23 protein-coding genes are annotated in these 24,226 nt (G+C 56.0%); 14 read left to right on the top strand and 9 right to left on the bottom strand.

Annotation, left to right across the window (positions count from 1 at the left end; all coding sequences use genetic code 11):
- Window positions 1–945 (bottom strand): DMT family transporter, encoded by a 945-nt coding sequence (locus HV127_RS18505; RefSeq protein WP_182237785.1) that lies wholly within the window; start codon window positions 943–945, stop codon window positions 1–3.
- Window positions 946–1,105: 160 nt separating this feature from the next.
- Window positions 1,106–1,279, bottom strand: a complete 174-nt coding sequence (locus HV127_RS18500; RefSeq protein WP_110277165.1) for a general stress protein — start codon at window positions 1,277–1,279, stop codon at window positions 1,106–1,108.
- A gap of 361 nt (window positions 1,280–1,640) precedes the next feature.
- Here HV127_RS18500 and wrbA point away from each other — a divergent pair, with 361 nt between their 5' ends.
- Window positions 1,641–2,237, top strand: coding sequence for an NAD(P)H:quinone oxidoreductase (gene wrbA, locus HV127_RS18495; protein ID WP_181482736.1), 597 nt, complete (start codon window positions 1,641–1,643; stop codon window positions 2,235–2,237).
- Window positions 2,238–2,247: 10 nt separating this feature from the next.
- Window positions 2,248–2,475, top strand: a complete 228-nt coding sequence (locus HV127_RS18490) for a YccJ family protein (protein ID WP_142512388.1) — start codon at window positions 2,248–2,250, stop codon at window positions 2,473–2,475.
- Between the two features lie 158 nt (window positions 2,476–2,633).
- On the opposite strand, the gene agp is transcribed toward HV127_RS18490, so the two are convergent.
- On the bottom strand, window positions 2,634–3,881 hold the full coding sequence (agp, locus tag HV127_RS18485; RefSeq protein ID WP_182237783.1) for a bifunctional glucose-1-phosphatase/inositol phosphatase: 1,248 nt from the start codon (window positions 3,879–3,881) through the stop codon (window positions 2,634–2,636).
- A gap of 100 nt (window positions 3,882–3,981) precedes the next feature.
- Window positions 3,982–4,341 carry a helix-turn-helix domain-containing protein gene (locus HV127_RS18480; RefSeq protein WP_182237782.1) on the bottom strand — a complete coding sequence of 120 codons (360 nt, stop codon included), beginning with the start codon at window positions 4,339–4,341 and terminating at the stop codon, window positions 3,982–3,984.
- 101 nt (window positions 4,342–4,442) lie between these two features.
- Here HV127_RS18480 and HV127_RS18475 point away from each other — a divergent pair, with 101 nt between their 5' ends.
- On the top strand, window positions 4,443–5,192 hold the full coding sequence (locus HV127_RS18475; RefSeq protein WP_182237780.1) for an SDR family oxidoreductase: 750 nt from the start codon (window positions 4,443–4,445) through the stop codon (window positions 5,190–5,192).
- A gap of 15 nt (window positions 5,193–5,207) precedes the next feature.
- Here HV127_RS18475 and HV127_RS18470 read toward each other — a convergent pair whose 3' ends face one another.
- Window positions 5,208–5,432 (bottom strand): hypothetical protein, encoded by a 225-nt coding sequence (locus HV127_RS18470; protein WP_110277170.1) that lies wholly within the window; start codon window positions 5,430–5,432, stop codon window positions 5,208–5,210.
- Between the two features lie 272 nt (window positions 5,433–5,704).
- Between HV127_RS18470 and HV127_RS18465 the strand changes: the two genes are divergently transcribed.
- Window positions 5,705–5,827, top strand: coding sequence for a small membrane protein (locus HV127_RS18465; RefSeq protein WP_110277171.1), 123 nt, complete (start codon window positions 5,705–5,707; stop codon window positions 5,825–5,827).
- Between the two features lie 122 nt (window positions 5,828–5,949).
- Here HV127_RS18465 and HV127_RS18460 read toward each other — a convergent pair whose 3' ends face one another.
- Both HV127_RS18460 and HV127_RS18455 read right to left on the bottom strand, forming a co-directional pair.
- Window positions 5,950–7,341, bottom strand: a complete 1,392-nt coding sequence (locus HV127_RS18460; protein WP_182237778.1) for an APC family permease — start codon at window positions 7,339–7,341, stop codon at window positions 5,950–5,952.
- A 354-nt stretch (window positions 7,342–7,695) separates the two neighbouring features.
- Window positions 7,696–9,114 carry a glutamine synthetase family protein gene (locus HV127_RS18455; protein ID WP_181482739.1) on the bottom strand — a complete coding sequence of 473 codons (1,419 nt, stop codon included), beginning with the start codon at window positions 9,112–9,114 and terminating at the stop codon, window positions 7,696–7,698.
- Window positions 9,115–9,339: 225 nt separating this feature from the next.
- Here HV127_RS18455 and puuD point away from each other — a divergent pair, with 225 nt between their 5' ends.
- The 4 genes from puuD to HV127_RS18435 all read left to right on the top strand — a co-directional run bounded on the left by puuD (window position 9,340) and on the right by HV127_RS18435 (window position 13,689).
- A complete protein-coding gene (puuD, locus tag HV127_RS18450) occupies window positions 9,340–10,092 on the top strand; it encodes a gamma-glutamyl-gamma-aminobutyrate hydrolase (protein WP_167492790.1) in 753 nt (250 codons plus the stop codon).
- Between the two features lie 25 nt (window positions 10,093–10,117).
- Window positions 10,118–10,675 carry an HTH-type transcriptional regulator PuuR gene (gene puuR / locus HV127_RS18445; RefSeq protein WP_004849766.1) on the top strand — a complete coding sequence of 186 codons (558 nt, stop codon included), beginning with the start codon at window positions 10,118–10,120 and terminating at the stop codon, window positions 10,673–10,675.
- A 243-nt stretch (window positions 10,676–10,918) separates the two neighbouring features.
- Window positions 10,919–12,406 carry an aldehyde dehydrogenase PuuC gene (gene puuC / locus HV127_RS18440; RefSeq protein ID WP_182240725.1) on the top strand — a complete coding sequence of 496 codons (1,488 nt, stop codon included), beginning with the start codon at window positions 10,919–10,921 and terminating at the stop codon, window positions 12,404–12,406.
- A gap of 2 nt (window positions 12,407–12,408) precedes the next feature.
- Entirely contained in the window at window positions 12,409–13,689 is a 1,281-nt protein-coding gene (locus HV127_RS18435) for an FAD-binding oxidoreductase (RefSeq protein ID WP_182237776.1), read from the top strand.
- Here the strand turns inward: HV127_RS18435 and HV127_RS18430 are convergent.
- Window positions 13,686–14,663 carry a LysR substrate-binding domain-containing protein gene (locus HV127_RS18430; protein WP_182237774.1) on the bottom strand — a complete coding sequence of 326 codons (978 nt, stop codon included), beginning with the start codon at window positions 14,661–14,663 and terminating at the stop codon, window positions 13,686–13,688. The genes HV127_RS18435 and HV127_RS18430 overlap by 4 nt on opposite strands.
- 82 nt (window positions 14,664–14,745) lie before the next feature.
- On the opposite strand from HV127_RS18430, the gene HV127_RS18425 reads away from it, so the two are divergent.
- Complete coding sequence (locus tag HV127_RS18425; RefSeq protein WP_182237772.1) at window positions 14,746–15,831, top strand: tartrate dehydrogenase; 1,086 nt, start codon at window positions 14,746–14,748, stop codon at window positions 15,829–15,831.
- A 508-nt stretch (window positions 15,832–16,339) separates the two neighbouring features.
- On the opposite strand, the gene ptsP is transcribed toward HV127_RS18425, so the two are convergent.
- Entirely contained in the window at window positions 16,340–18,841 is a 2,502-nt protein-coding gene (gene ptsP, locus HV127_RS18420) for a phosphoenolpyruvate--protein phosphotransferase (RefSeq protein WP_182237770.1), read from the bottom strand.
- 306 nt (window positions 18,842–19,147) lie between these two features.
- Here ptsP and HV127_RS18415 point away from each other — a divergent pair, with 306 nt between their 5' ends.
- The 5 genes from HV127_RS18415 to HV127_RS18395 are packed head-to-tail and all read left to right on the top strand — an operon-like array spanning window position 19,148 to window position 24,112.
- On the top strand, window positions 19,148–20,224 hold the full coding sequence (locus HV127_RS18415; RefSeq protein ID WP_182237768.1) for a PTS fructose transporter subunit EIIC: 1,077 nt from the start codon (window positions 19,148–19,150) through the stop codon (window positions 20,222–20,224).
- 20 nt (window positions 20,225–20,244) lie between these two features.
- A complete protein-coding gene (locus HV127_RS18410) occupies window positions 20,245–20,565 on the top strand; it encodes a PTS fructose-like transporter subunit IIB (protein WP_004100938.1) in 321 nt (106 codons plus the stop codon).
- A gap of 51 nt (window positions 20,566–20,616) precedes the next feature.
- Window positions 20,617–22,914, top strand: coding sequence for a formate C-acetyltransferase (locus HV127_RS18405; protein ID WP_182237766.1), 2,298 nt, complete (start codon window positions 20,617–20,619; stop codon window positions 22,912–22,914).
- Complete coding sequence (locus HV127_RS18400; RefSeq protein WP_182237764.1) at window positions 22,880–23,755, top strand: [formate-C-acetyltransferase]-activating enzyme; 876 nt, start codon at window positions 22,880–22,882, stop codon at window positions 23,753–23,755. Before HV127_RS18405 ends, HV127_RS18400 begins: the two co-directional genes overlap by 35 nt.
- Window positions 23,756–23,770: 15 nt before the next feature.
- Window positions 23,771–24,112, top strand: coding sequence for a PTS fructose-like transporter subunit IIB (locus HV127_RS18395; RefSeq protein WP_110277185.1), 342 nt, complete (start codon window positions 23,771–23,773; stop codon window positions 24,110–24,112).
- Window positions 24,113–24,226: the final 114 nt, after the last annotated feature.

Genomic DNA, 24,226 nt, shown 5'->3' with positions numbered 1-24,226 from the left:
CTAAGGTTCGGCACGATCCCTCATCCCGGATAAGGCGTTCACGCCGCCATCCGGGAGCTTCTCTGGCGGCAGGATCTTTTTCCGCTTCCACTTCAGCTCGCTAACCAGCACGCCCGCCAGAATAAACACGCAGCCCACCAGCGCCAGCAGCGGCAAACGCTCTCCGGCAATACGGCCAAACAACCCCGCCCACACCGGTTCTCCGGTGTAAATCAGCGTTGCCCGCGTCGGCGACACGCTGCGCTGCGCCCAGTTCATGGTCACCTGAATAATGGCGCTGAAGATGCCTAATCCCAGCGCAACGCCAATCAGCCCCGGCGTCATCGGCGGAATGCTTTCTCCAACTGGGGCCATACCAGCAAACGCCACCAGCGACGCCGTCGCCAGCTGAACTACCGTCACCCGGCGAATATCCACCTTCCCCGCCCAGGCGCTAATCAGAATAATTTCTGCCGCAATCGCCACCGCGCTGGCAAGAGTGATCATCTCGCCGACACCCAGCGCCAGCAGGTTACTCTCCGGGCCGGCCAGCAGGATCAGGCCGATAAACGCCAGCACAATACCTACGCAGGACATCATCCCCGGCATCCGTCTGAGGAACAGCCATTGCAATAGCGGCACTAGCGGCACGTACATGGCGGTAATAAACGCCGATTTACTGCTGGAGATCGACTGCAACCCCCAGGTTTGCAGTCCGTAGCCCAGCGCAATCGAGATACCTATCGCCACGCCCGCTTTTAGCTCCAGCCATGTCAGGCCGCGTAATGTACGCAGCGACAGTAAAGCGACCGCCAGCGCGGCGGTACCAAAACGCAGTCCGACGAAGAACAGCGGCCCGCTTAGCGTCACCGCATACTGAACGGCGAGAAACGTACCACCCCAGAACATGGTGATAACAAGCAGGATGGCTTCCTGGCGGGTAAGGGAGAATTTAAACGAAGACATCACACAGCCAATCATAATAAATAGCCCGCTAGTGTGCAGTCTGCCCCCCGCAGAGGCAACCATTCACCCATAAAAAAACCGCCGACAACATGTCGGCGGCGAGGGTGATGGGGTCGGGCCCGGGAGATTAACCCCCATCAGGAAACAGTCAGATTAACCGCTAACTCTCACGGTTGCCGTGACTGTTTTTCCCTCCTTTCTTGCCAGCTTCGGAAGCACGCTGGGGATCGTTTTTAAAGTTCCCCCCGCTATGCTGGCCACCTTTACGACCGGCTTCTGATGCTCTTTCACGGTCTTCGGCAAAGTTGCCGGCACCGCCACGATGGTTTGCCATTATGGACCTCCATACATGCTGCATTAGTGAATCACAAGACCGTAGCCTCCACGATACAGGTGTCGTATCGCGTGCCTTTAAGGTTAGCGAATGAAAACCCTGCTCAATGGATATAGTCACATCCTGAAATAGATTTTCCATAAGAACGACCATTGCCATGCCGGGCGTTCGCTAAGCGCCTCTTATGATTGCCGAAAAACGTCGGGTTAAATATGTATCTTTTTGCAACAACCTTTAATCTTTGCAATTTTGTTATAAATCAAACAAATGATTGTTGCATTTGCACTCTTCGCCAGAGGTCTTATCTTTAAAGGTAGCCAGTCAAGTAACTGGTCTATAACGCAACCGAGGAGTGATGCAAATGGCTAAGATTCTGGTGCTTTATTATTCAATGTATGGACACATCGAGACCATGGCGCATGCCGTCGCTGAAGGGGCAAACCGAGTTGACGGTGTCGAAGTGGTCGTGAAGCGCGTGCCGGAAACCATGCAGGCAGAGATTTTTGCCAAAGCAGGCGGGAAAACACAAAACGCCCCCGTTGCCACGCCACAGGAGCTGGCAGAGTATGACGCCATCATCTTTGGTACCCCAACTCGTTTCGGCAACATGTCCGGACAGATGCGCACCTTCCTTGATCAGACCGGCGGCCTGTGGGCATCCGGCGCGCTGTACGGCAAGCTGGCCAGCGTATTCAGTTCGACCGGTACCGGCGGCGGTCAGGAGCAAACCATTACCTCCACCTGGACCACCCTTGCCCATCACGGGATGATTATTGTGCCGATTGGCTACGGTGCCCAGGAGCTGTTTGATGTGTCGCAGGTTCGCGGCGGTACGCCATACGGTGCAACAACCATTGCCGGTGGCGATGGTTCTCGTCAGCCAAGCGAAGAAGAATTGGCGATTGCCCGCTATCAGGGTGAACATGTCGCCGGTCTGGCGGTTAAATTAAACGGTTAGGAGGAAAAGCATGCCGACTCAAGAAGCTAAAGCCCACCGCGTGGGTGAATGGGCAAGTTTACGCAATACCTCTCCCGAAATTGCCGAGGCAATTTTTGAATTAGCCAATTACGATGAGAAGCTTGCGGAGAAAATCTGGGAAGAAGGCAGCGATGAAGTGTTGCCCCGCGCTTTCGCCAAAACGGATAAAGATTCCCTGTTCTGGGGCGAGCAAACCATTGAGCGCAAAAACGTCTGACTATCTGTCGTTGTAGCCCGGACAGGTACGCAGTACCGCCTCCGGGAGTTATTGCATGAGCTTCCCGGAGGCGGCGCGTTGCGCCTGTCCGGGCTACAAAGTCTTGCTCAACCGTCAGCTGCAAAACCCGGATTGCTCCGGGTTTTTTATTACCTTCGTTACTTCGTCGCCTCGGCCATCGCCTTTTTGAAGGTATCCATCGGACAGAAGCCGTTATCATCAACCGGACACCCGTTCAGCGCTAGCGTCACCCGCTGCGGCGGTGATTGCAGGGTCAGCGCGTCGGCATTGCGCAACTGCTCGGTACTTTGATAGACATACTCAATTTTCATCAAATCGCGGTTGCCGCTGTTATCGTGCCAGCGCTGGAACACCAGCTTGCCGCCAATCGGCGTGCGCTCATACTGGTTATGCAGCTGATAAGGTTTAAAATCCAGCGCCGTCAGCAGCGAGGCGATATTGGAGTCATGGCCTACCAGCAGCGTCACTTTCGCTGCCTTTGTTGCATCACCCACCAGCGCGTTATCAATGTATTTGACCAGCGGTTTAGCCACGTTGCGCGCTACTTCTGGGGAAGTAAACAGGCTATCCTGGTAACCGTTTTTCAGCTTCGACAGCACCTGCCACTGCTTATCGCTTTTGATTTCCCCCCACGCCACCTGATCTTTGGGGAAACCTTCGTAGTATTGCAGCGTAAAGGCGTCAACCAGCGAGTTGCCGACCTTCAACGGCCCGGATACGCCCGGCTCCTGCTGATATTTGGCGCTAAAGGTATCTTTACCATCGCTCAGCGAGCACTGCTGTTTCTCTTTGCAGGAAGGCGAATTGCGATAATCCGTCATCTCCTCCAGCAGCTTATAGCTTTCGCCCAACTGCATTCCCTGCCGCTCTTTTTCCATCGCCTGCACGGCCTTTTCGCTGAAGGCGGCGGAATCATCAGTGATCACCGGGTTGAAGGTTGGGTCCATGGTGCCCATTTTTTCCTGATGATGCACCGTTACGCCGCAGCCGGGAAACGCGCCGGTTATAAAGAACTGCGCGGTGGCGACGGTGCGTTGCAGACTATTTGCATACGCATAAACCGCGTTCTCCGGCGGGCACTCGCCGCTGGTTACCAGCCCCTGCTGCGCCAGCCATTCGCGCATATAGTGCCCCATATAAACTTCCAGCACCCCACCCTTGGTGGTCAACTGGCCGCCGGGTACATCCCACTCCGGCCAGGACTTCGGCGTTGACTGCTCCAGTACGCTGCCGTTGTTCGCCAACGGCGCGCGCAGGTTATGACGACTCATGATCAGCACCTGTTGCAGCTGGTACCCTTCCGGTGCGGTCTGTTCCTGCGCCTGGACGCCTGCGGACAGTAGTACAACGCCTGCCACGGCGGCGGCGAGTAGACTTTTTCTCATCCCTTAACCCTCAGTCAGTGATTATCATCGCCTTAATTGTGACAAATTTATGACATTTTTCCGGGCAATGGCTCGCAAACTCGCTAACAAGACGATTTTTCTAGCGTTTTAACTGATGCCCGTTCTGCCGCATCCACTCCGCCAGCGGTTGCAGCGCGCTGCGCATTGACAGCCCCAGGTCGGTTATCTGATATTCAACCCGTGGTGGAATCTCCGCATAGACGTGGCGCGACACCAGCCCGCGCTGCTCAAACAGGCGCAGTTGGCGGGTGAGTTCTTTTTGCGTAATCGGCGATACCGCGCGCAGCAGTTCGCTGAAGCGCACCGGCACGTTAAGCACAATCAACCGATAGAGGATCGGAATCGCCCATTTCCCGGCAATCATATTGACGAAGTCGGTCATGGGACAAGATTCTTGCGGCAAATTTTTTTGCGTTGCCCGCGCCGCGATTTCCGCCATAGCACACCTTTTTGTTCATTAGTACCCAATTGGTACCTGGTACCCTTTGGATACTAATGTACTTATAGTGATTTTTCCAGTCACGCAAGAGGAGTGAAAATATGGGACGTTTAGCAGGAAAATTTACCTTGATTACCGGCGGTACCAGCGGCATCGGTCTTGCCACCGCGCAGGAATTTCTCTCTGAAGGAGCCCATGTTGCGGTCACCGGGCGCAACCCCGTCGTACTTGAACAGGCGCGGACGATACTGGGTGAGAAGGCGTGGGTTATTACCGCCGATGCAGGGGATATCGGCGGGCAACGTCAGCTGGCGGAAACGCTGAACAGCCGATGGTCACGGCTTGATGCGGTGTTTATCAACGCCGGAGACGTAACCCATGGCGAGCTCGGCGAATGGAATGAAGAGCGCTGGGATCGGCTGATGAACATCAATCTGAAAGGCCCCTTTTTCTTGCTACAGGCGCTGCTGCCGCTGCTGGCAAACCCGGCGTCGGTCATTCTGTGCGGTTCGGTAAGCGTCCATATCGGCTTGCCGACCAGCAGCGCTTATGCCGCCAGTAAAGCCGGTCTGCTATCACTGGCGCGTACGCTGTCCGGCGAGCTGCTGTCGCGGGGGATCCGCGTTAACGGCCTGAGCCCTGGCCCGGTACGGACTCCGGCGCTGGATAAACTGGGGCTCAGCGCCGAGGCGCTCGAAAGCCTACAGGCGGAGATCGAGCATCTGGTTCCGCTGGGCCGAATGGGCACAGCGCAGGAGCTGGCGAAAGCCGCGTTGTTCCTGGCCTCGGATGAATCCAGCTATGTTGTCGGGACAGAACTGTTGGTCGATGGCGGCACGGGGAATCTATAACTTTCGCAGCGGCCGTTACTCCGGTAGCGGCACCGCCGCCAGCGTACAGATGGCTTCATGCTCACCACCGCGATGGTCGATTATCAGTACTTTATCTCCCGCCTTTTTACCTTCGCAGGGTTTTAAAACCTGATCGACAATACGTTCACGAATTGACTGGCGATCGGAATCAGCCAGGCTACTAAAGGAAGTCACCACCAGCGCCAGCCCAACAAGACCGACGATATGCTTATTACCCATTTATTACTCTCACCCATATTTAAGCGGGCCAAGATTAGCAGCCTGCCGGACTCGCGTCTGTAAATTCGCTTAAAGGTGTGTAACTCAGTTTACTTTTTAACCACCCCAATGCTTTACACTTCACATTTATTCATGTAAATAATAAGTTAATAGCTTTACTGGCAGTCCATTGTTGTCTGACTCATCGGGTCATCTTTAAGAAATATCCCGATGCTATTATCTCGATATCACGGTATTTTTTCTTCATGTTAAACATAACATTAGGTTAATCTATGTCAGGTATCCTGCTCTTTATCGTCGCGGTAGTTTTGCTGGGGGTAGCCCTCTACAGCCTGGTGTCCTATATCAAGGATCGACGCGCTGGACAACTACCAATTCATAAGAAAAAGAAATAATACATCCTCACTATTCTTACCTTCTGCCCCTACTATTTTTACCGGCCCGCCTGATTTCAAACGATAATGACAAAAAAGAAGGCAGGCTTGCTCGCCTGCCTTTGTGTCGGCGTAAAAAATCGTTACGATTCCCAGGCCTGTTCCGCTTTGGCTCCATCAAACTGCGGCGGCGGTTTGCGGAATCGGCGGGTGAGATAAGTCAGATAGAGTAAACCCAGGCCCGCCCACACCAGACCGAGCGTCAGCGATGTCGCCTCCAGATTCACCCACAATACCCCTACCGTCAGCGCACCAACCATCGGCAACAGCAGATAGTGAAAACGATCTTTCCACGTTTTGTTGTAGCCTTTACGCCGCCAGAAGTGGTTGTACACCGACAAATTAACGAAGGTGAATGCCACCAGCGCGCCGAAATTAATCAGCGCCGTGGCGGTGACCAGATCGAAGAACAGCGCCGACAGCGCAACAATCCCGACCATAATGACGTTCAGCGCCGGGGTGCGCCATTTCGGGTGGACGTAGCCAAAAATGCGCTCCGGGAAAACGTTATCGCGGCCCATCACATACAGCAGCCGTGAGACACTGGCGTGCGAAGCCAGTCCTGATGCCAGGGTATTAACAAACGTCGTGCACAGGAAAATCGACTGGAACAGCTTGCCGCCAACGTACAGAGCAATTTCCGGCAGCGCCGCATCCGGGTCTTTAAAACGGCTAATATCGGGGAAAAAGAGCTGCATAAAGAACGATGCAGCGATAAATATCACCCCTCCGTAGACGGCGGTAAGGAAAATCGCCTTCGGGATCACCCGCGCGGCGTCCGGTGTTTCTTCGGAAAGGGTAGTCACCGCATCAAAACCAAGGAATGAAAAACAGACTATCGTCGCCCCGGTAATAATCGGGATCAAGTGCGCATTCTGGCTAATAAACGGCTGGAGCGACCAGACGGTACCGACCCCTTCCCCTTTATGCAGCCCCTGCACCACCAGCACGATAAAGACCACCATAATCGAGATCTGCACCAGCACGAACAGAGTGTTGAAGTTCGCCACCAGGTTGACGCTTTTCAGGTTCGCCGCGGTGAGGATCGCCACAAACGTCACCACCCACACCCAGGGCGGTACTTCCGGAAACAGCGCGGAGAGATAAATCTTCGCCAGCAAAACGTTGATCATCGGCAGGAACAGATAATCCAGCAGCGACGACCAGCCAACCATAAAACCAACATGCGGGCTGATCGACTTCTGTGCATAGGTGTAAGCCGATCCCGCCTGCGGAAACTGGCGCACCAGCTTGCCGTAGCTAATGGCGGTAAACAGCACACCCGCCAGCGCCAGCAGATAGGAAGCCGGTACGTGGCCGTTGCTGATGCCGGAAACAATTCCGAAGGTATCAAACACCGTCATCGGGGTCAGGTAGGCCAGACCCATCATCACTACCTGCCACAGCTTGAGCGATTTGCGCAGCCCGGGTTTGCCCTTTTCAGGAGCGTTGTCAAGAGAGGTGTTAATAGCCATTGTCATTTCCCCCGCTGCAAACCTGGGTTTGCGGTCGTAATGACCGGAAAACAAACCAACTTCGCAACGGGGTTAATGGCAAATCAGAAGGTAAAAAGAACCGACCAGCGGCGGTGGCTGCGCACTCCATGCGGCCATGACGGCCCCCTTCTCCCTGCGGATATTTGAACATCTGCATCATCTCACTTTCCTCGTCACACACTGTGTCGTTAACTGAAGCCCGTTGCCGCCTGCGCTCCTTAACGCGGCATCCGGGAAATGGCTGGGCTCCCAGCACAAACGTCCGACCAGGCTCCGCTCAGGCCGTATGATGCTACTTGTGGTAAAACTAAGATGCCCCTTGCGGGGCGGCAATCAGGCGTTTTTCAACATCCACTCAATTTCAGTTTCGGTAATCAGACGCTCAAACTGCAGTAGTTCGTCATGTTTACAGGCGTGATAAACATGACAGAAACGCTCGCCAAGCCGCTCGCGCAGATGATCGTTTTGCATAAACTCCCACAGCGCATCGCTCTGGCGAATCGGGAACGGCAGGCCATCTTGCTCCAGACCGTTGCCTTCCACCTCTTCCTGTAGCGGCAGCGTGTTATCCAGACCGTGCAAAATACCGGCAAAAATCGCCGCCATCACCAGATACGGGTTGGCATCCGCCCCGGCCACGCGATACTCCACGCGATGGTTATGGCGATCGCCGCACGGAATACGCAGCGCCACCGTCCGGTTGTTATGCCCCCACGACGCCTGGGTCGGCACGTACATTCCCGGCTGGAAGCGGCGATACGAGTTCACGTTCGGCGCCAGCAGCGCCATCGAGGCCGGCATCAGGTCAATCATCCCGGCGAGCGCACGTTTTAACATCGCGGAATCTTCGCCATCAGCTTCCGCCAGCACGTTCTCGCCTTTGTTGTTCTGCATGCTGATATGGATATGCATCCCGCTACCGGCGTGCTCTTCATAGGGTTTCGCCATAAAAGTGGCGTGCATCTTATGCTTCTCGGCCATCAAACGCACGAGGCGTTTTAGCGCCAACGCGTCATCGCAGGCGTCCAGCACGTTATCGGTATGATGCAGGTTGATTTCAAACTGACCAGGAGAGGCTTCCGCCACCGCGCCGTCGGCCGGGATCAGCTGAAGCTGGGCGATTTCATCAATATCGTTAAGGACATCGGCAAAGTGGTTGAGGTTATCAACGGAGTAAACCTGGCTCTGGGTATTGCGATCGCCTGTCCCCGGCGCGCACGGCGGCTGCAGGTAGCCTTCGGCATCGCGCTTGCGGTCAAGTAAATAGAACTCCAGCTCTACCGCTACCACGGGGAACAGTCCGCGCTGGCGTAGCTGCTGCCAGAGTCGGTTCAGAACGTTCCGCGGCTCAACGTCAAAGGGAGCGCCATCTTCATCAACCATGGTCAACAGCACCTGACCGATATATTCCGGGTCCGCCGCCGAGGGCGTTAAGGTACCCAGCACCGGCACGCAGGTGCAATCCGGCTCGCCCATCTCCTGGCCGAGACCCGCTTCTTCCACTACGTTGCCAAGGATGTCCATCGCGAACACCGAAGCCGGGAAATAGCACCCTTTCTCCAGCTTACTCAGGCTGGAGACTGGAATACGCTTGCCGCGGAAACAGCCGTTCAGGTCGGTCAACAAGACATCGACGTATTGCGTATTCGGGTAACGCTCGAGGTAGCGCCTCACTTCATGAGTGAATGCGCTTACCCGTCTCTCTTCCGACTGCTGAACAAAATTCTCAACTTCTACGATATTGGTTTCCATGATTCACCGCCGTTGTTTTAGTTTCGGACCCTGAAAAAGCACTGTTAAATATAATGTCCACCATTCGAATGTGTATGCAAACAAATTGTTTGTCAAATGTTAAATTAAGTTTGCAAATGGCTATTTCCACTGCTAGATTGAGAAAATATTGAACGAAATGGCCGTTTTACCCGCTAATCCGGTCATAATTTAGTCCACTTTGTGAGGGCGATCATGGAAAATATAATGTACAAGCCAGTTATTGGCGTGGTGATGTGTCGGAACAGGCTTAAGGGTCACCAGACCCAAACTCTGCAAGAGAAGTACCTGAATGCGATTGTTCACGCCGGAGGGTTACCCATTGCCCTACCGCACGCGTTAGCGGAACCGGACCTGCTTTCTACGTTACTGCCTAAACTGGATGGCATTTATCTGCCTGGCAGCCCGAGCAACGTGCAGCCGCACCTTTATGGTGAAAACGGCGATGAGCCTGACGCCGATCCCGGGCGTGATCTTCTGAGCATGGCGCTGATCAACGCCGCGCTCGAAAGGCGCATCCCCATTTTCGCCATCTGCCGTGGGTTACAGGAACTGGTTGTCGCCACCGGCGGGACTCTGTATCGTCGTCTGTTCGAGCAGCCTGAACTGCTTGAGCACCGCGAAGATCCTGAACTTCCTGTAGAACAGCAATATGCGCCCTCACATGAAGTCCAGGTTCAGGAAGGAGGTTTACTTTCTCAGTTAATACCGGGCTGCAACACGTTCTGGGTCAACTCGTTACACGGACAGGGAGCAAAAACACTGGGTCCACGGCTGCGCGTGGAGGCTCGTTCTTCGGACGGGCTGGCGGAAGCGGTTAGCGTTTATGACCATCCTTTCGCTCTTGGCGTGCAGTGGCATCCTGAATGGAACAGTAGCGAATACGCCCTGTCGCGGATGTTGTTTGAAGGTTTTATCACCGCCTGTCAGAACCATATCGCTGAAAAACAGCGACTCTGACCACTACCGTTAAGGAAATGCAAATATGAGCGATGACGGACTGGCGCCAGGGAAACGTTTGTCAGAGATCCGCCAGCAATTGGGTCTCTCACAGCGTCGTGCCGCCGAACTGTCTGGGTTAACACATAGTGCCATCAGCACCATAGAACAGGACAAAGTCAGTCCTGCCATCAGCACGCTGCAAAAGCTGCTGAAAGTCTATGGGCTGTCGCTCTCGGAATTCTTTTCTGAACCAGAAAAACCGGCTGAACCGCAGGTGGTTATCAATCAGGACGATCTGATTGAAATCGGCAGTCAGGGGGTGTCGATGAAGCTGGTTCATAATGGAAATCCGAACCGCACGCTGGCGATGATTTTTGAAACGTATCAGCCTGGAACCACAACCGGGGAGAGGATCAAGCATCAGGGCGAGGAGATAGGCACCATACTGGAGGGTGAAGTCGTGTTGACCATTAACGGTCAGGCGTATCACCTGGTGGCTGGGCAAAGCTATGCCATTAACACCGGCATACCGCATAGCTTCAGCAACACCTCGGCAGGCATCTGTCGAATTATCAGTGCCCATACCCCCACCACATTCTGATTTTTTAGCCTGAGATTTTTCAGGCTTTCTTCAGGCCTGCGCCGTCGGAGCTTAATTCCGGCGGCGCGAAGAAAACGCAGATCACCTTGCGCAATGCGGAAAGACTTATTCCGCTGGCCCCAGATAATTCATGCCTGTTAATAGGCAATTTAAACGGTACTCAATCCCGGGGACGCCCTGCGCCCTGAGGGTCAGAAATAATCAAATTTTATATTTTCCCGATTACGTTATTAAGGAGTCATGATGGATTTTCACAACTTGGCTTACTGGCAAGAAAAAGCAAAAACGCTCGTGATTGAGACGCGCTTATTTATTAACGGTGAATACAGCGCCGCCGCCGATAATAGCGTTTTTGAAACCAATGATCCTGCCGCGCAGCAGACGCTCGCCGAAGTGGCTCGCGGCAAAAAAGCCGACGTGGATCGTGCGGTGCAGGCCGCCCGCAGCGTATTCGAGAACGGCGACTGGTCGCAGGCATCCCCTTCTCAACGCAAAGCAGTGCTAAGTAAATTCGCCGATCTAATGGAAGCTCACCGTGAAGAGCTAGCCCTGCTGGAAACCCTGGATACCGGCAAACCGATTCGCCACAGCCTGCGCGATGATATTCCCGGCGCCGCCCGTGCGATTCGCTGGTACGCCGAAGCCATTGATAAAGTGTATGGCGAAGTCGCGCCTACCGGTATCAACGAACTGGCGATGATCGTTCGCGAACCGATTGGCGTGATTGCGGCGGTAGTACCGTGGAACTTCCCGCTGCTGCTGGCCTGCTGGAAGCTTGGCCCGGCGCTGGCCGCCGGAAACAGCGTGGTTCTCAAACCTTCCGAAAAATCCCCGCTTACCGCTCTGCGTCTGGCGGGCCTGGCGAAAGAGGCCGGGCTGCCGGACGGGGTGCTCAACGTGGTGAGCGGTTTCGGCCATGAAGCTGGTCAGGCGCTGGCGCTGCATCCGGATGTTGAAGTCATCACCTTCACCGGCTCTACCCGCACCGGCAAGCAGTTGCTGAAAGATGCAGGCGACAGCAATATGAAGCGCGTCTGGCTGGAGGCGGGCGGCAAAAGCGCCAATATCGTCTTTGCCGACTGTCCGGACCTGCAAAAAGCGGTCAATACCACCGCCGGCGGCATCTTCTATAACCAGGGCCAGGTCTGTATTGCCGGAACCCGCCTGCTACTCGAAGAGAGCATCGCCGATAAGTTTCTCGAGCTGTTAAAAGAGCAGGCAAAAGGCTGGCAACCGGGCAACCCGCTCGACCCGAATACCACTATGGGCATGCTTATCGACAACAGCCACGCCGACAGCGTCCACAGCTTTATTCGCGCCGGGGAAGCACACAGCACGCTGCTGCTGGACGGGCGCAAAAATCCATGGCCCGCAGCAGTCGGCCCGACCATTTTTGTCGACGTCGACCCCGCATCTCCTCTCAGTCAGGAAGAGATCTTCGGCCCGGTGCTGGTGGTGACCCGTTTTAAAACCGAAGAGCAGGCCGTGAAGCTTGCTAACGACAGCCGCTACGGCCTCGGCGCAGCGGTCTGGACCCGCGATCTTTCCCGCGCCCATCGCGTCAGCCGCCGCCTGAAAGCCGGCTCCGTCTTCGTGAATAACTATAACGATGGCGATATGACCGTGCCTTTTGGCGGCTACAAACAGAGTGGCAACGGACGCGATAAATCTCTGCACGCAATGGAAAAATTCACCGAACTGAAAACTATCTGGATTGCCCTGGAGGCTTAATCATGACCGAACATACCACCAGCTATTACGCCGCCAGCGCCAATCGCTATGAACCGTTTCCAACGCTGGACGAATCGATAAGCTGCGACGTCTGCGTCGTCGGCGGCGGCTATACCGGACTCTCCTCAGCGCTGCATTTAGCCGAAATGGGCTACGACGTGGTGCTGCTGGAAGGCGCGCGCATCGGCTTCGGCGCCAGCGGGCGCAACGGCGGTCAGTTGGTTAACTCCTACAGCCGCGATATCGACGTTATCGAGAAAACCTACGGCCCGGACGCGGCGAAAATGCTCGGCAGCATGATGTTTGAAGGCGGCGATATTATCCGCGAGCGCATCCAGCGCTATCAAATCCAGTGCGACTATCGCCCCGGCGGCCTGTTTGTCGCGCTGAATCATAAACAGCTGGAGACGCTCGAAGAGCAGAAAGAGAACTGGGAGCGCTACGGCAATACGCAACTGGAGCTGCTGGATGCCAGCGCTATTCGTCGCGAAGTAGACAGCGATCGCTACGCGGGCGCGCTGCTGGACCATAGCGGCGGCCATATCCATCCGCTGAATCTGGCGATCGGCGAAGCGGACGCGATTAGGCTGAAAGGCGGTCGGGTTTACGAGCAATCGCCGGTCACCCGTATTCAGCACACCAGCCCGGCGGTGGTGACCACCGAACGCGGTCAGGTTACCGCCCGCTACGTGATTGTCGCCGGTAACGCCTATCTCGGCGATAAAGTCGAACCGGAGCTGGCGAAGCGCAGCATGCCATGCGGCACCCAGATCGTCACTACTGCACCGCTGTCTGAGGATCTGGCACGTTCGTTGATCCCGAAAAACTACTGCGTGGAAGATTGTAACTATCTGCTGGATTACTATCGTCTGACCGCCGATAACCGCCTGCTGTACGGCGGCGGCGTGGTGTACGGCGCACGCGACCCGGACGACGTAGAGCGGCTGATAATGCCAAAGCTGCTGAAAACCTTCCCACAGCTGCAAGGGGTGAAAATCGACTACCGCTGGACCGGCAACTTCCTGCTGACCCTCTCGCGGATGCCGCAGTTTGGTCGTCTCGATAACAATATCTACTATATGCAGGGCTACAGCGGCCACGGCGTCACCTGTACCCACCTCGCCGGAAGACTGATTTCAGAGCTGCTCCGTGGCGACGCCGAACGCTTTGACGCCTTCGCTAAGCTGCCGCACTACCCGTTCCCCGGCGGGCGCAGCCTGCGCATTCCGTTTACCGCGATGGGCGCGGCCTACTACAGCCTGCGCGACAGACTCGGCGTTTAATCCCCTCGGCCGACGGCACCCGCCGTCGGCAATTTCACCTCGACGTACTGCTGAGGGAAGCGCTGCTGGAAGTAGTGACGCAAAAACTCTACGGTGGTGCGAATCTTCGCTGAGGTCGCCAGCCGCGACACATAGACCGCCCAGATATTAGCGGGCTGATAGTACTCCGGCAGCAGGTGCAGCAGATTGCCGCTGGCGATATTTTCACGCACGTCCCACCAGGAACGCAGCGCGATCCCCTGCCCGTCCAGGCACCATTGATGAACGATCTCGCCGTGGTTTGACGACAGTGGCCCGGTCACTTTAATCGCGTGTTCGCCCTCTTTACTGTGCAGTTGCCAGACGCCAAAGGGCCGGTCGCGCTCTTTAATCACCAGGCAAGGCAGCGCGGCGAGATCGCTAAGCTGCTTTGGGCGCGAATGACGAGCCACAAATTCCGGCGAGGCGCAGAGAATACGGTGGTTAGTCGCAAGCTGACGGGCAATCAGATTGGGGGCAATATCGTCGCCGACGCGAATATCCAGATCAACTCCCTCGTTGGCCAAATCCACCAGCCGGTCGGCGACGTCAAAACGGATCTCCAGCTGCGGATACCGGCGGGCCAGCTCGGACAGCGCCGGGGCGACAACCTGACGGCCAAAGCCGAAGCTGCTGATAATGCGCAGCGTCCCCTGCGGCACCTGCCGCACATCGGACAGCTCGTCCATCATCTGGTCGACATCCTGCAAAATGCGCTGCCCCCATTCGTAAATGCGTTCGCCCTCCTCGGTAATGGCGACCCGCCGGGTGGTCCGGTGCAGCAGTTGGACATTGAGCGTCTGCTCAAGCAACGACACCCGCTTGCTGACAAAAGCCGGAGAAACGCCCAGTTCTTCAGCGGCGGCGGCAAAACCGGCGCGGCGGGCGACCAGCATAAAGACGCGTAAATCGTTCAGCAGCGGCAGATTATTCATGATTCGTGTTTTATGTTTCACCAGTTGACGGGATTAATTATGAATCAGTCAATTATAGGATAGAGGTGAAGTCAATTTCCCTTACCGCAAACTGAGAACAACGATGAATAAAACCTTACGTATTGCCGCCATCCCCGGCGATGGCATCGGAAAAGAAGTGCTGCCTGAGGGCGTTCGCGTACTGCAGGCTGCCGCTGAACGCTGGGGAATGGCGTTAAGCTTTGAGCATTTTGAGTGGGCCAGCTGCGATTACTATGCGCAACACGGCAAAATGATGCCCGATGACTGGCACGCACAGTTGCAAGAGTTTGATGCTATCTACTTCGGCGCGGTCGGCTGGCCGGATATCGTGCCGGATCACATTTCGCTTTGGGGTTCGCTGCTGAAGTTCCGCCGCGAATTTGACCAGTACGTCAACCTGCGCCCGGTGCGCCTGTTTCCCGGCGTTCCCTGCCCGCTGGCAGGTAAGCAGCCGGGCGATATCGATTTTTACGTGGTACGCGAGAATACCGAAGGCGAGTATTCCGCCCTCGGCGGACATGTGAATCCGGGAACCGAGCATGAAGTGGTGATTCAGGAGTCGGTGTTTACCCGCCGCGGCGTGGACCGGATCCTGCGCTACGCCTTTGAGCTGGCGCAAAGCCGCCCGCGCAAAACGTTAACTTCAGCAACCAAATCCAACGGCCTCGCCATCAGTATGCCTTTCTGGGATGAACGCGTGGAGGCGATGGCGCAGCACTACCCGGAGGTGAAGTGGGATAAGCAGCATATTGATATTCTGTGCGCCCGCTTTGTGCTGCAGCCGGAGCGTTTTGACGTGGTCGTCGGCTCAAACCTGTTCGGCGATATCCTCTCCGATCTCGGCCCGGCCTGTACCGGCACCATCGGGATTGCCCCATCGGCGAATCTCAATCCGGATCGAACCTTCCCGTCGCTGTTTGAGGCGGTCCACGGTTCAGCGCCGGATATCTACGGCAAAAATATCGCCAACCCTATCGCTACCATCTGGGCCGGGGCGATGATGCTCGATTTCCTCGGCAACGGGGATGAACGCTATCAGGCCGCTCATGACGGCATTCTGGCGGCGATTGAGCAGACCATCGCCAGCGGGCCGAAAACGCCGGATATGAAAGGCACCGCTTCCACCCAGCAGGTGGGCGAAGCGATTTGTCAGGCCATTGCCGGATAAAAGTAGCCCGGACAGGCGTGCCAGCGCCGCCTCCGGGGAATGGTAGCCCGGACAGGCGCAACGCGCCGCCTCCGGGAAAGCGTGCAGGGGTTCCGTTCACCGCTATCCCGCAGAAAATGTCTCACCGTGGTACGTGAACGGGTAAAGGGGGAGAAAACCGTCTCCCCCTTTACAATCCCCACGGTCCCGCAAAGAAATCGGTGCTGCGCACTGCGCTCACCTCCCGGTCCTCAGCCTGCGGTCGGCTCAACTCGACATCACTGTCTCGATTCGCCTCTGTCCGCCATCCCTGGCGGCCAGCCCTTGTCTTCCGACCTTCGGTTCGCCGATTTCAGCGGGCGCCAGGGCATCGCTGCGAGTTCTGTTGTTTCAGAAAGATATTTGTCGCTACCGGGGATTTTCCCCGGAGGCGGCCCTTGACGCGCCTGTCCGGGCTACAAAACCGCAGACGATGTCGAACCGTAGCCCCGGTAAGCGCAGCGCCACCGGGGAGATTTTCCAGTCCGAACTACAGCTCCAGCTCGTGCTGCAACAGCGTCGCAATCGCCTCGCTGCTCTCAGCTGTCACCAGCGCCTTGCGGAACTCCTCATGCATAATGCGCCGCGCCAGACGCGAGAAAATACGCATATGCTGATCGCCAGCTGAGTGCTTGTTCAGCGTGAGCATAATGACAAACTGCGCCTCATCGTCGCCCCAGACTACCGGCTGCGCCAGACGAGCGACGCTGATGGTTGACTGCTCAATATGCTCCGATTTGCTGTGCGGAATGGCGAAGCTAAACCCTAACCCGGTAGAGAACACTGCTTCGCGGGCCCACAGGTCGGCCTCCAGCTTGCGCGGGTAGCGGCAGCGCCCAGCCAGCAGCAGGTTATCGGTCATGCCCTTAATCACTTCTTCTTTGCTACGCCAGTCGCTGTTCAGCGTAATGCACTGGGCACTAATCAGCGGCGCGTCCTGCTGGGTCATGCGGAACTGGGCCAGCAGATGCTCGACTTCAAGTGAAGTGCGGCACTGCATCGCCTGATTAAGCAGCTGACGGCAGGCGCGGCTATCAAGCTGCGCCAGACGCGCTTTGGTCGCCGGAATCGACGGCGCGCTCATGCTTAGCTCATCCAGCCCCAGCCCTACCAGCAGCGGCAGCACCGAGCCTTTAGCTCCCAGTTCGCCGCACAGGCCAATCCATTTCCCCTGGCGATGCACCGCCTGAACCGCATAATCCAGCGCGCGTAAGAATGCCGGATTGAGGCTATTGTAGTGACGCGTTACCTTAGCGTTATCGCGATCCACCGCCAGCAGATACTGGGTCAGGTCGTTACTGCCGATACTAAAGAAATCAATCTCTTCGCAGCACTGGTCGATAATAAACATCACCGAAGGTACTTCGAGCATAATGCCCAGCGGGATTTTCTCATCAAACGGAATATGTTCGCTGCGCAGCGATTGTTTAGCATCCGCCAGCTGCTCTTTGACCCATAGAATCTCTTCCATTGATGAAATCATCGGGATCATGATTTTCAGCGAACCGTGCGCCGAAGCGCGCAGAATTGCCCGCAGCTGGGTACGGAACAGCGCCTGATACTCTTCGTAAATACGCACCGCGCGATAGCCGAGGAACGGGTTGTTCTCTGCCGGGATATTGAGATAGGCCACCGGCTTGTCGCCGCCAATATCCATGGTGCGAATAATAATGCTGCGTCCGTTGGCCGGTTCCAGCGCCTGGCAGAAGATGTTGTAAAGTTCATTTTCCGACGGCGCGCTCGGGCGGTCCATATAGAGCATTTCGGTGCGGAACAGCCCTACCGACTGCGCGCCGTTGTTAAATGCCGACATCGCCTCTACCGAGTGGGCAATGTTCGCCGCCACTTCCAGACGAATACCGTCTTCCGTGCGCCCTTCTTTATCCAGCCAGGTCTGCTGCTGGCGGCGAATTTGCTCCTGCACCCACGCTTCCTGCTGATAGTAGCGCGCTACGGCTTCATCGGGTTTCACCACCACCAAACCGGCGTTGCCGTCAATCTGCACCTGTTGATCAACCCACGGCAGCAGCGCATCCATATCGACACCCACCAGGGTCGGAATATTAAATGAGCGCGCGAGGATCACCGTGTGCGAAGTGGTTCCACCGCTGCGCAGCAGCAGCCCTTTGAGCAGCGTTTTATCCAGTTCGAGGAACTGGCTGGGGGTTAATTCATCAGCCAGACAGATAGACTCTTCCGTCAGCTTGCCCGGCACCGGGAAGCGAGATTCGCCGTAGATATGCTGTAGCAGCTGGAAGCAGACGTCGCGAACGTCCAGCACGCGCTCCTGCAAATAGCTATTGCCGGAGGCGCTGAACTGGGCGCAGAAATGTTCGCTGGTCGCCACCACGGCTTCAGCACAGCTCAGGCCGGTCAGCAGGCCGCCAAGCAGATGCTGGCGCAGCGAGGCATCGGTCGCTAAAGAACGATGCGCTTCAAGGATCGCGCTGGCGGTGCCGTCGTTATCCAGCAGACGGAACTCAATATTTTTCACCAGCAGCATCAACCCTTTATCCAGCGACGCCTGCTCTTGTTCAATATTTCCCGCCGCCGGCAGCGTGCCTAAATCGCGCAGATCCAGCGATTTAAGATGCGTGAGCCGTCCGCCCGCGCTCCCGGCGCAAACCGGCAACGCATGAAACAAGGTGGGGTTGAGACGAGAGAGTGATTCCGGAACCGGCTGAACGTCCATTTGATCGACGGTCGGCAACGGCGCATCGCAGTGCGGAAATTCGTCGGTGATAAAGGCCGACAGCGCGTCAAACGCTTGCTGCTCATCCTGACCGCTGATGATCAGCTGACAGCTATCACCCTTAATGGTGTTGGTACCAATAATCGCCAGCGCACTTTTCGCATTCCCGCGCCCTTCGCTGCGGGTATTCAACCATTCGACCGAAGACGAAAAAGTATTACACAGCGTTTCTACCAGGCTTGCCGGACGCGCATGTACGCCGTTGGGCAAATCACATATGAATTCAATTACCAGAGCCATCGCCTTCCTCCTGAAAATACGTTATTGCCTCAAAAGTAAAGAAAGAATCCGCCAGCCACTACGCGACAAAACTGGTAATTACTGGATATTTGTATGCACGGATCTTTTTTATGCTCGACATCACAAATACGCCAGCCAAATAGCTTAAAAACCCCACAGGACTAAGATTTGAGGTGGATCGCAATTTTCTTTTCGCCTTACAAATATCCAGTAAATGCACTTTTTCTCTACTGTTTTATAAGCCGCCCTTTTTCTAAGGTTGATGCATCAACTCAGTCACGAGCCGCACAGGCTCAGGAGAAAACAATGAACGAACTGGTGCAAATACTAAAAAATACACGCCAGCACCTCATGACCGGGGTTTCACATATGATCCCCTTTGTCGTGTCCGGAGGAATATTGCTGGCCGTCTCCGTCATGTTGTACGGCAAGGGCGCGGTGCCCGATGTTGCCACCGATCCTAATCTGAAAAAACTGTTTGATATCGGCGTGGCCGGTCTGACGTTAATGGTGCCGTTCCTGGCGGCCTATATCGGCTACTCCATTGCCGACCGCGCGGCGCTGGCCCCCTGCGCGATTGGTGCCTGGGTTGGCAACAGCTTTGGCGCCGGTTTCTTCGGCGCGCTGATTGCCGGGATGATCGGCGGCCTGGTGGTCTACTACCTGAAGAAAATCCCGGTGCACAAAGTCCTGCGCTCGGTGATGCCTATCTTTGTTATCCCGATTATCGGCACCTTTATTACCGCCGGGATCATGATGTGGGGCCTCGGTGAACCAATCGGCGCGCTGACCGCCAGCTTAACCGGCTGGCTGCAAGGGATGCGCGAAGGCAGCATCGTCGTGCTGGCGATCATTATGGGCCTGATGCTGGCTTTCGATATGGGCGGGCCAGTAAACAAAGTTGCCTACGCCTTTATGTTGATTTGCGTTTCGCAAGGTGTTTACAGCGTCGTCGCGATTGCCGCCGTTGGCATCGCCGTACCGCCGCTGGGCATGGGGCTGGCAACGCTGATTGGCCGTAAATACTTCTCCGCTGAAGAGCGCGAAACCGGTAAAGCTGCGCTGGTCATGGGATGCGTTGGCGTCACCGAAGGCGCGATTCCTTTCGCCGCCGCCGACCCGCTGCGCGTGATCCCGGCCAACATGATTGGCGCCGCCGCCGGCTGTGTGACCGCCGCGCTGCTCGGCGCGCAGTGCTACGCCGGTTGGGGTGGACTGATCGTTCTGCCGGTCGTTGAAGGTAAATTCGGCTTTATCGCGGGTCTCGCGGTTGGCGCCATCGTTAGCGCAGCCTGCGTCATCCTGTTCAAAGCCCTTGCCAAGAAGAAGACGTCAGACGCCAATGCTGATGACGAGATGGATCTTGATTTCGAAATTAACTGAAAAACTGGAAGGAATATTTTATGACCAAAATTATCGCCGTTACCGCTTGCCCGTCTGGCGTCGCACATACCTATATGGCCGCCGAGTCGCTGGAAAGCGCAGCTAAAGCCAAGGGCTGGCAGGTCAAAGTCGAGACTCAGGGCTCCATCGGCATTGAGAATGAACTGACGGCAGAAGACGTCGCCAGCGCCGACATGGTTATCCTGACCAAAGATATCGGCATCAAGTTCGAAGAGCGTTTTGCCGGGAAAACCATCGTGCGCGTCAACATCAGCGACGCCGTTAAGCGCGCCGAAGCCATTATGAACAAAATCGACAGCCACCTTTCTCAGAATGCCTGAATAAAATCGCGGGGCGCGGTCTGCGCCCCGCAAAATAACATGGAGTTTATCATGACCAATCGCACTCAACGTTTAAAAGACCGTTTGTTCGCTAACCCGCGCGAGATCTCCCTCGAGCGCGCCCTGCTCTATACCGCCAGCCATAAGCAGACGGAGGGGGAGCCGGTGATGATCCGCCGGGCGAAAGCGACCGAATGGGTCCTCGACCACGTACAGATTTCGATTCGTGATGATGAACTGATCGCCGGTAACCGGACGATTAAACCGCGCGCCGGGATTGTCTCCCCGGAGATGGACCCCTACTGGCTGCTCAAAGAGCTGGATCAATTCCCGACCCGCCCGCAGGACCGCTTCAACATTAGCGAAGAAGACAAACGTATCTATCGTGAAGAGCTGTTCCCGTACTGGGAAAATCGCTCGATGAAGGACTTCATCAACAGCCAGATGACGGATGAAGTGAAAACCGCCGTCAGCACGCAGATTTTTAGCGTTAACCAGACCGATAAGGGCCAGGGGCACATCATTATTGACTACCCTCGCCTGCTGGAAAATGGCCTTTCCGCGCTGGTGGCGGAGCTTAAAGCGGTAAACAAACAACATCCGCAAAACAGCTTCTATCAGGCGGTGCTGATCCTGCTGGAAGCCTCTCAGCGCCATATTCTGCGCTATGCGGCGCTGGCCGATGAAATGGCCGCCAGCTGCGTTGATGAACAGCGGCGTAAAGAGCTGGAAACTATCGCCGAAATTTCCCGCCATAACGCGGTGCATCGCCCGGAGGATTTCTGGCAGGCCAGCCAGCTCTTCTGGTATATGAATATCATTTTGCAATATGAATCCAACGCCAGCTCCATTTCGCTGGGGCGCTTTGACCAGTACATGCTGCCGTATTATCAGGCGTCGCTGAATCGCGGCCAGGACCCGCAGTTCCTCAAAGAGCTGCTGGAATCGCTGTGGGTGAAGTGCAACGATATCGTTCTGCTGCGCTCCACCAGCAGCGCACGCTACTTCGCGGGCTTCCCGACCGGCTACACGGCCCTGCTCGGCGGCCTGACCGAGACCGGGCGCAGCGCGGTGAATATTCTGTCGTTTTTGTCCCTCGACGCCTATCAGAACGTGCGCCTGCCGCAGCCGAACCTCGGCGTGCGGGTCAATGAATTGATTGACCGCCCTTTCCTGCGCAAAACCGCAGAGACCATTCGCCTCGGCACCGGCATTCCGCAAATCTTTAATGATGAAGTGGTGATCCCGGCGTTTCTCAACCGCGGCGTGTCGCTGGAAGACGCGCGGGATTACTCGGTAGTCGGCTGCGTTGAGCTGTCGATCCCGGGGCGCACCTACGGCCTGCACGATATCGCGATGTTCAACCTGCTGAAGGTGATGGAAATCGTGATGCTGGAGAACGAAAGCAATCCAGACATCACCTGGGACGGACTGATTGACCAGATCCGCGACAAGACACGCTACTACATTCGTCTGATGGTCGAGGGCAGCAATATTTGCGATATTGGCCACCGCGACTGGGCACCGGTTCCCCTGCTCTCTTCTTTTATTGAAGATTGCGTGCAGCATGGCAAAGATATTACCGAAGGCGGCGCGCGCTATAACTTCTCCGGAGTCCAGGGCATCGGCATCGCCAACCTCAGCGACTCGCTGCACGCGCTAAAAGGGATGGTGTTTGAGCAAAAACGCCTAAGCTTTGCCGAGCTTATGGCGGTGCTAAAAGCCAACTTCCAGACGCCGGAAGGCGAGAAAATCCGCGCACGTCTGATCAACCGCTTTGAGAAATACGGCAACGATATCGACGAAGTGGATAACATCAGCGCCGACCTGCTGCGCTTCTACTGCAAAGAAGTTGAGCAGTATCAGAACCCGCGCGGCGGCCACTTCACGCCGGGTTCATATACCGTATCCGCCCACGTGCCGCTGGGTTCAGTGGTTGGCGCGACCCCGGACGGGCGTCTGGCCGGGGAACAGCTGGCGGACGGCGGGCTGTCGCCGATGGTCGGCCAGGATTCTCAGGGCCCGACCGCAGTGCTCAAATCGGTGAGCAAGCTGGATAACTATCTGCTGTCCAACGGCACGCTGCTGAACGTCAAATTCACCCCGGCGACGCTTGCCGGAGACAGTGGCCTGAACAAGCTGGCCGATTTTTTACAAGCGTTCACCAAGCTGAAGCTGCAGCATATTCAGTTCAACGTGGTCAACGCCGACACGCTGCGCGAAGCCCAGCAGCGACCGCAGGATTTTGCCGGTCTGGTGGTACGCGTCGCGGGCTACAGCGCCTTCTTTGTCGAGCTGTCGCAGGAGATTCAGGATGACATTATCCGCCGCACCGCGCATCAGCTGTGAGGTGATGGAAACGCGCGCCGATAAGGCGCGCATTTTTAACATCCAGCGCTACTCTTTGAATGACGGTCAGGGGATCCGCACCGTCGTTTTTTTTAAAGGCTGCCCGCATACTTGTCCGTGGTGCGCCAACCCGGAGTCGATCTCGCCGAAAATCCAGACCGTACGCCGGGAGAGCAAATGCCTGCACTGTTCCCGCTGCCAGCAGGATGTTGTCGAGTGCCCTTCCGGCGCATGGGAGCAAATTGGTCGCGACGTCACGCTGGATAATCTGCTGAAGGAAGTGCTAAAAGACGAGGTCTTCTTCCGCGCCTCCGGCGGCGGCGTCACCCTATCGGGAGGCGAAGTGCTGATGCAGGCCGAGTTTGCCACTCGTCTTCTGCGCCGTTTACGCGAGTGGGGGATCAGAACCGCGATTGAAACGGCTGGCGATACCGCGTTCAGCCGTTTTTTCCCGCTGGCGAAAGAGTGTGATGAAGTCTTATTTGATCTTAAAATTATGGATGAAGCGCAGGCCCGAGGGCAGCTATTGATGAATATGCCACGGGTGCTGGATAACTTCACCCGCCTGGTGGAAGCCAATATTCACATCATTCCTCGGGTGCCGTTAATTCCGGGTTTTACGCTTGATGAAGAGAATTTCCGCCAGATCCTGGCGTTTTTGGCCCCGTTTAAGCTGCCCGAAATTCATCTTCTACCGTTCCATCAATACGGCGAACCAAAATATCACTTACTGGGAAAAACATGGTCGATGTCGATGATTAAAGCACCTGAAGAATCTGAGATTCAACCATTCAAGACGCTGGCTGAACAGGCTGGTTTTAGCGTGACCATCGGCGGATAACGCCTGGAGGATGCTATGGATTTCAATATCGTTGCCGTAACGGCCTGCGTAAGCGGTGTCGCTCACACTTATATGGCAGCCGAGCGCCTGGAAAAGGTCGGCCACCATGAGAAATGGAATATCAAAATTGAAACGCAAGGAGCGTTGGGGGTTGAGAACAAAATCACGGCGGACGATATTGCCCATGTCGATGTCGTTCTGCTGGTGACGGATATTGAGATTGACGATGCCAAACGCTTTAGCGGCATCCGCACCATTAAGACCAGCATCAAAACCTTCTTGTTGCAGCCGCAGCAGATTGTCGAGGCGGTGAAATGCATTATGAAAAAGCCGGTGGTCTATATTGAGATCCCTTGAGTGAGGCAAATCCCGGAGGCGGCGCTTAACGCGCCAGTCCGGGCTATCGGTGCTCAGCGATTCTGTAGCCCGGACAGGTGCACAGCACCGCCTCCGGGAACAACGTGCTCAACA

It is taken from the genome of Klebsiella sp. RHBSTW-00215, assembly GCF_014103785.1.
Classification (GTDB): Bacteria; Pseudomonadota; Gammaproteobacteria; order Enterobacterales; family Enterobacteriaceae; genus Klebsiella.
The sequence above is the reverse complement of the archived record's forward strand: the minus strand, read 5'-3'. Positions and strand labels throughout refer to the sequence as shown.

Coding starts and splice junctions, on each gene's coding strand:
- HV127_RS18505 (WP_182237785.1), bottom strand. CDS start 945: ATGTCTTCGTTTAAATTCTCCCTTACCCGCCAGGAAGCCATCCTGCTT.
- HV127_RS18500 (WP_110277165.1), bottom strand. CDS start 1,279: ATGGCAAACCATCGTGGCGGTGCCGGCAACTTTGCCGAAGACCGTGAA.
- wrbA (WP_181482736.1), top strand. CDS start 1,641: ATGGCTAAGATTCTGGTGCTTTATTATTCAATGTATGGACACATCGAG.
- HV127_RS18490 (WP_142512388.1), top strand. CDS start 2,248: ATGCCGACTCAAGAAGCTAAAGCCCACCGCGTGGGTGAATGGGCAAGT.
- agp (WP_182237783.1), bottom strand. CDS start 3,881: ATGAGAAAAAGTCTACTCGCCGCCGCCGTGGCAGGCGTTGTACTACTG.
- HV127_RS18480 (WP_182237782.1), bottom strand. CDS start 4,341: ATGGCGGAAATCGCGGCGCGGGCAACGCAAAAAAATTTGCCGCAAGAA.
- HV127_RS18475 (WP_182237780.1), top strand. CDS start 4,443: ATGGGACGTTTAGCAGGAAAATTTACCTTGATTACCGGCGGTACCAGC.
- HV127_RS18470 (WP_110277170.1), bottom strand. CDS start 5,432: ATGGGTAATAAGCATATCGTCGGTCTTGTTGGGCTGGCGCTGGTGGTG.
- HV127_RS18465 (WP_110277171.1), top strand. CDS start 5,705: ATGTCAGGTATCCTGCTCTTTATCGTCGCGGTAGTTTTGCTGGGGGTA.
- HV127_RS18460 (WP_182237778.1), bottom strand. CDS start 7,341: ATGGCTATTAACACCTCTCTTGACAACGCTCCTGAAAAGGGCAAACCC.
- HV127_RS18455 (WP_181482739.1), bottom strand. CDS start 9,114: ATGGAAACCAATATCGTAGAAGTTGAGAATTTTGTTCAGCAGTCGGAA.
- puuD (WP_167492790.1), top strand. CDS start 9,340: ATGTACAAGCCAGTTATTGGCGTGGTGATGTGTCGGAACAGGCTTAAG.
- puuR (WP_004849766.1), top strand. CDS start 10,118: ATGAGCGATGACGGACTGGCGCCAGGGAAACGTTTGTCAGAGATCCGC.
- puuC (WP_182240725.1), top strand. CDS start 10,919: ATGGATTTTCACAACTTGGCTTACTGGCAAGAAAAAGCAAAAACGCTC.
- HV127_RS18435 (WP_182237776.1), top strand. CDS start 12,409: ATGACCGAACATACCACCAGCTATTACGCCGCCAGCGCCAATCGCTAT.
- HV127_RS18425 (WP_182237772.1), top strand. CDS start 14,746: ATGAATAAAACCTTACGTATTGCCGCCATCCCCGGCGATGGCATCGGA.
- ptsP (WP_182237770.1), bottom strand. CDS start 18,841: ATGGCTCTGGTAATTGAATTCATATGTGATTTGCCCAACGGCGTACAT.
- HV127_RS18415 (WP_182237768.1), top strand. CDS start 19,148: ATGAACGAACTGGTGCAAATACTAAAAAATACACGCCAGCACCTCATG.
- HV127_RS18410 (WP_004100938.1), top strand. CDS start 20,245: ATGACCAAAATTATCGCCGTTACCGCTTGCCCGTCTGGCGTCGCACAT.
- HV127_RS18405 (WP_182237766.1), top strand. CDS start 20,617: ATGACCAATCGCACTCAACGTTTAAAAGACCGTTTGTTCGCTAACCCG.
- HV127_RS18400 (WP_182237764.1), top strand. CDS start 22,880: ATGACATTATCCGCCGCACCGCGCATCAGCTGTGAGGTGATGGAAACG.
- HV127_RS18395 (WP_110277185.1), top strand. CDS start 23,771: ATGGATTTCAATATCGTTGCCGTAACGGCCTGCGTAAGCGGTGTCGCT.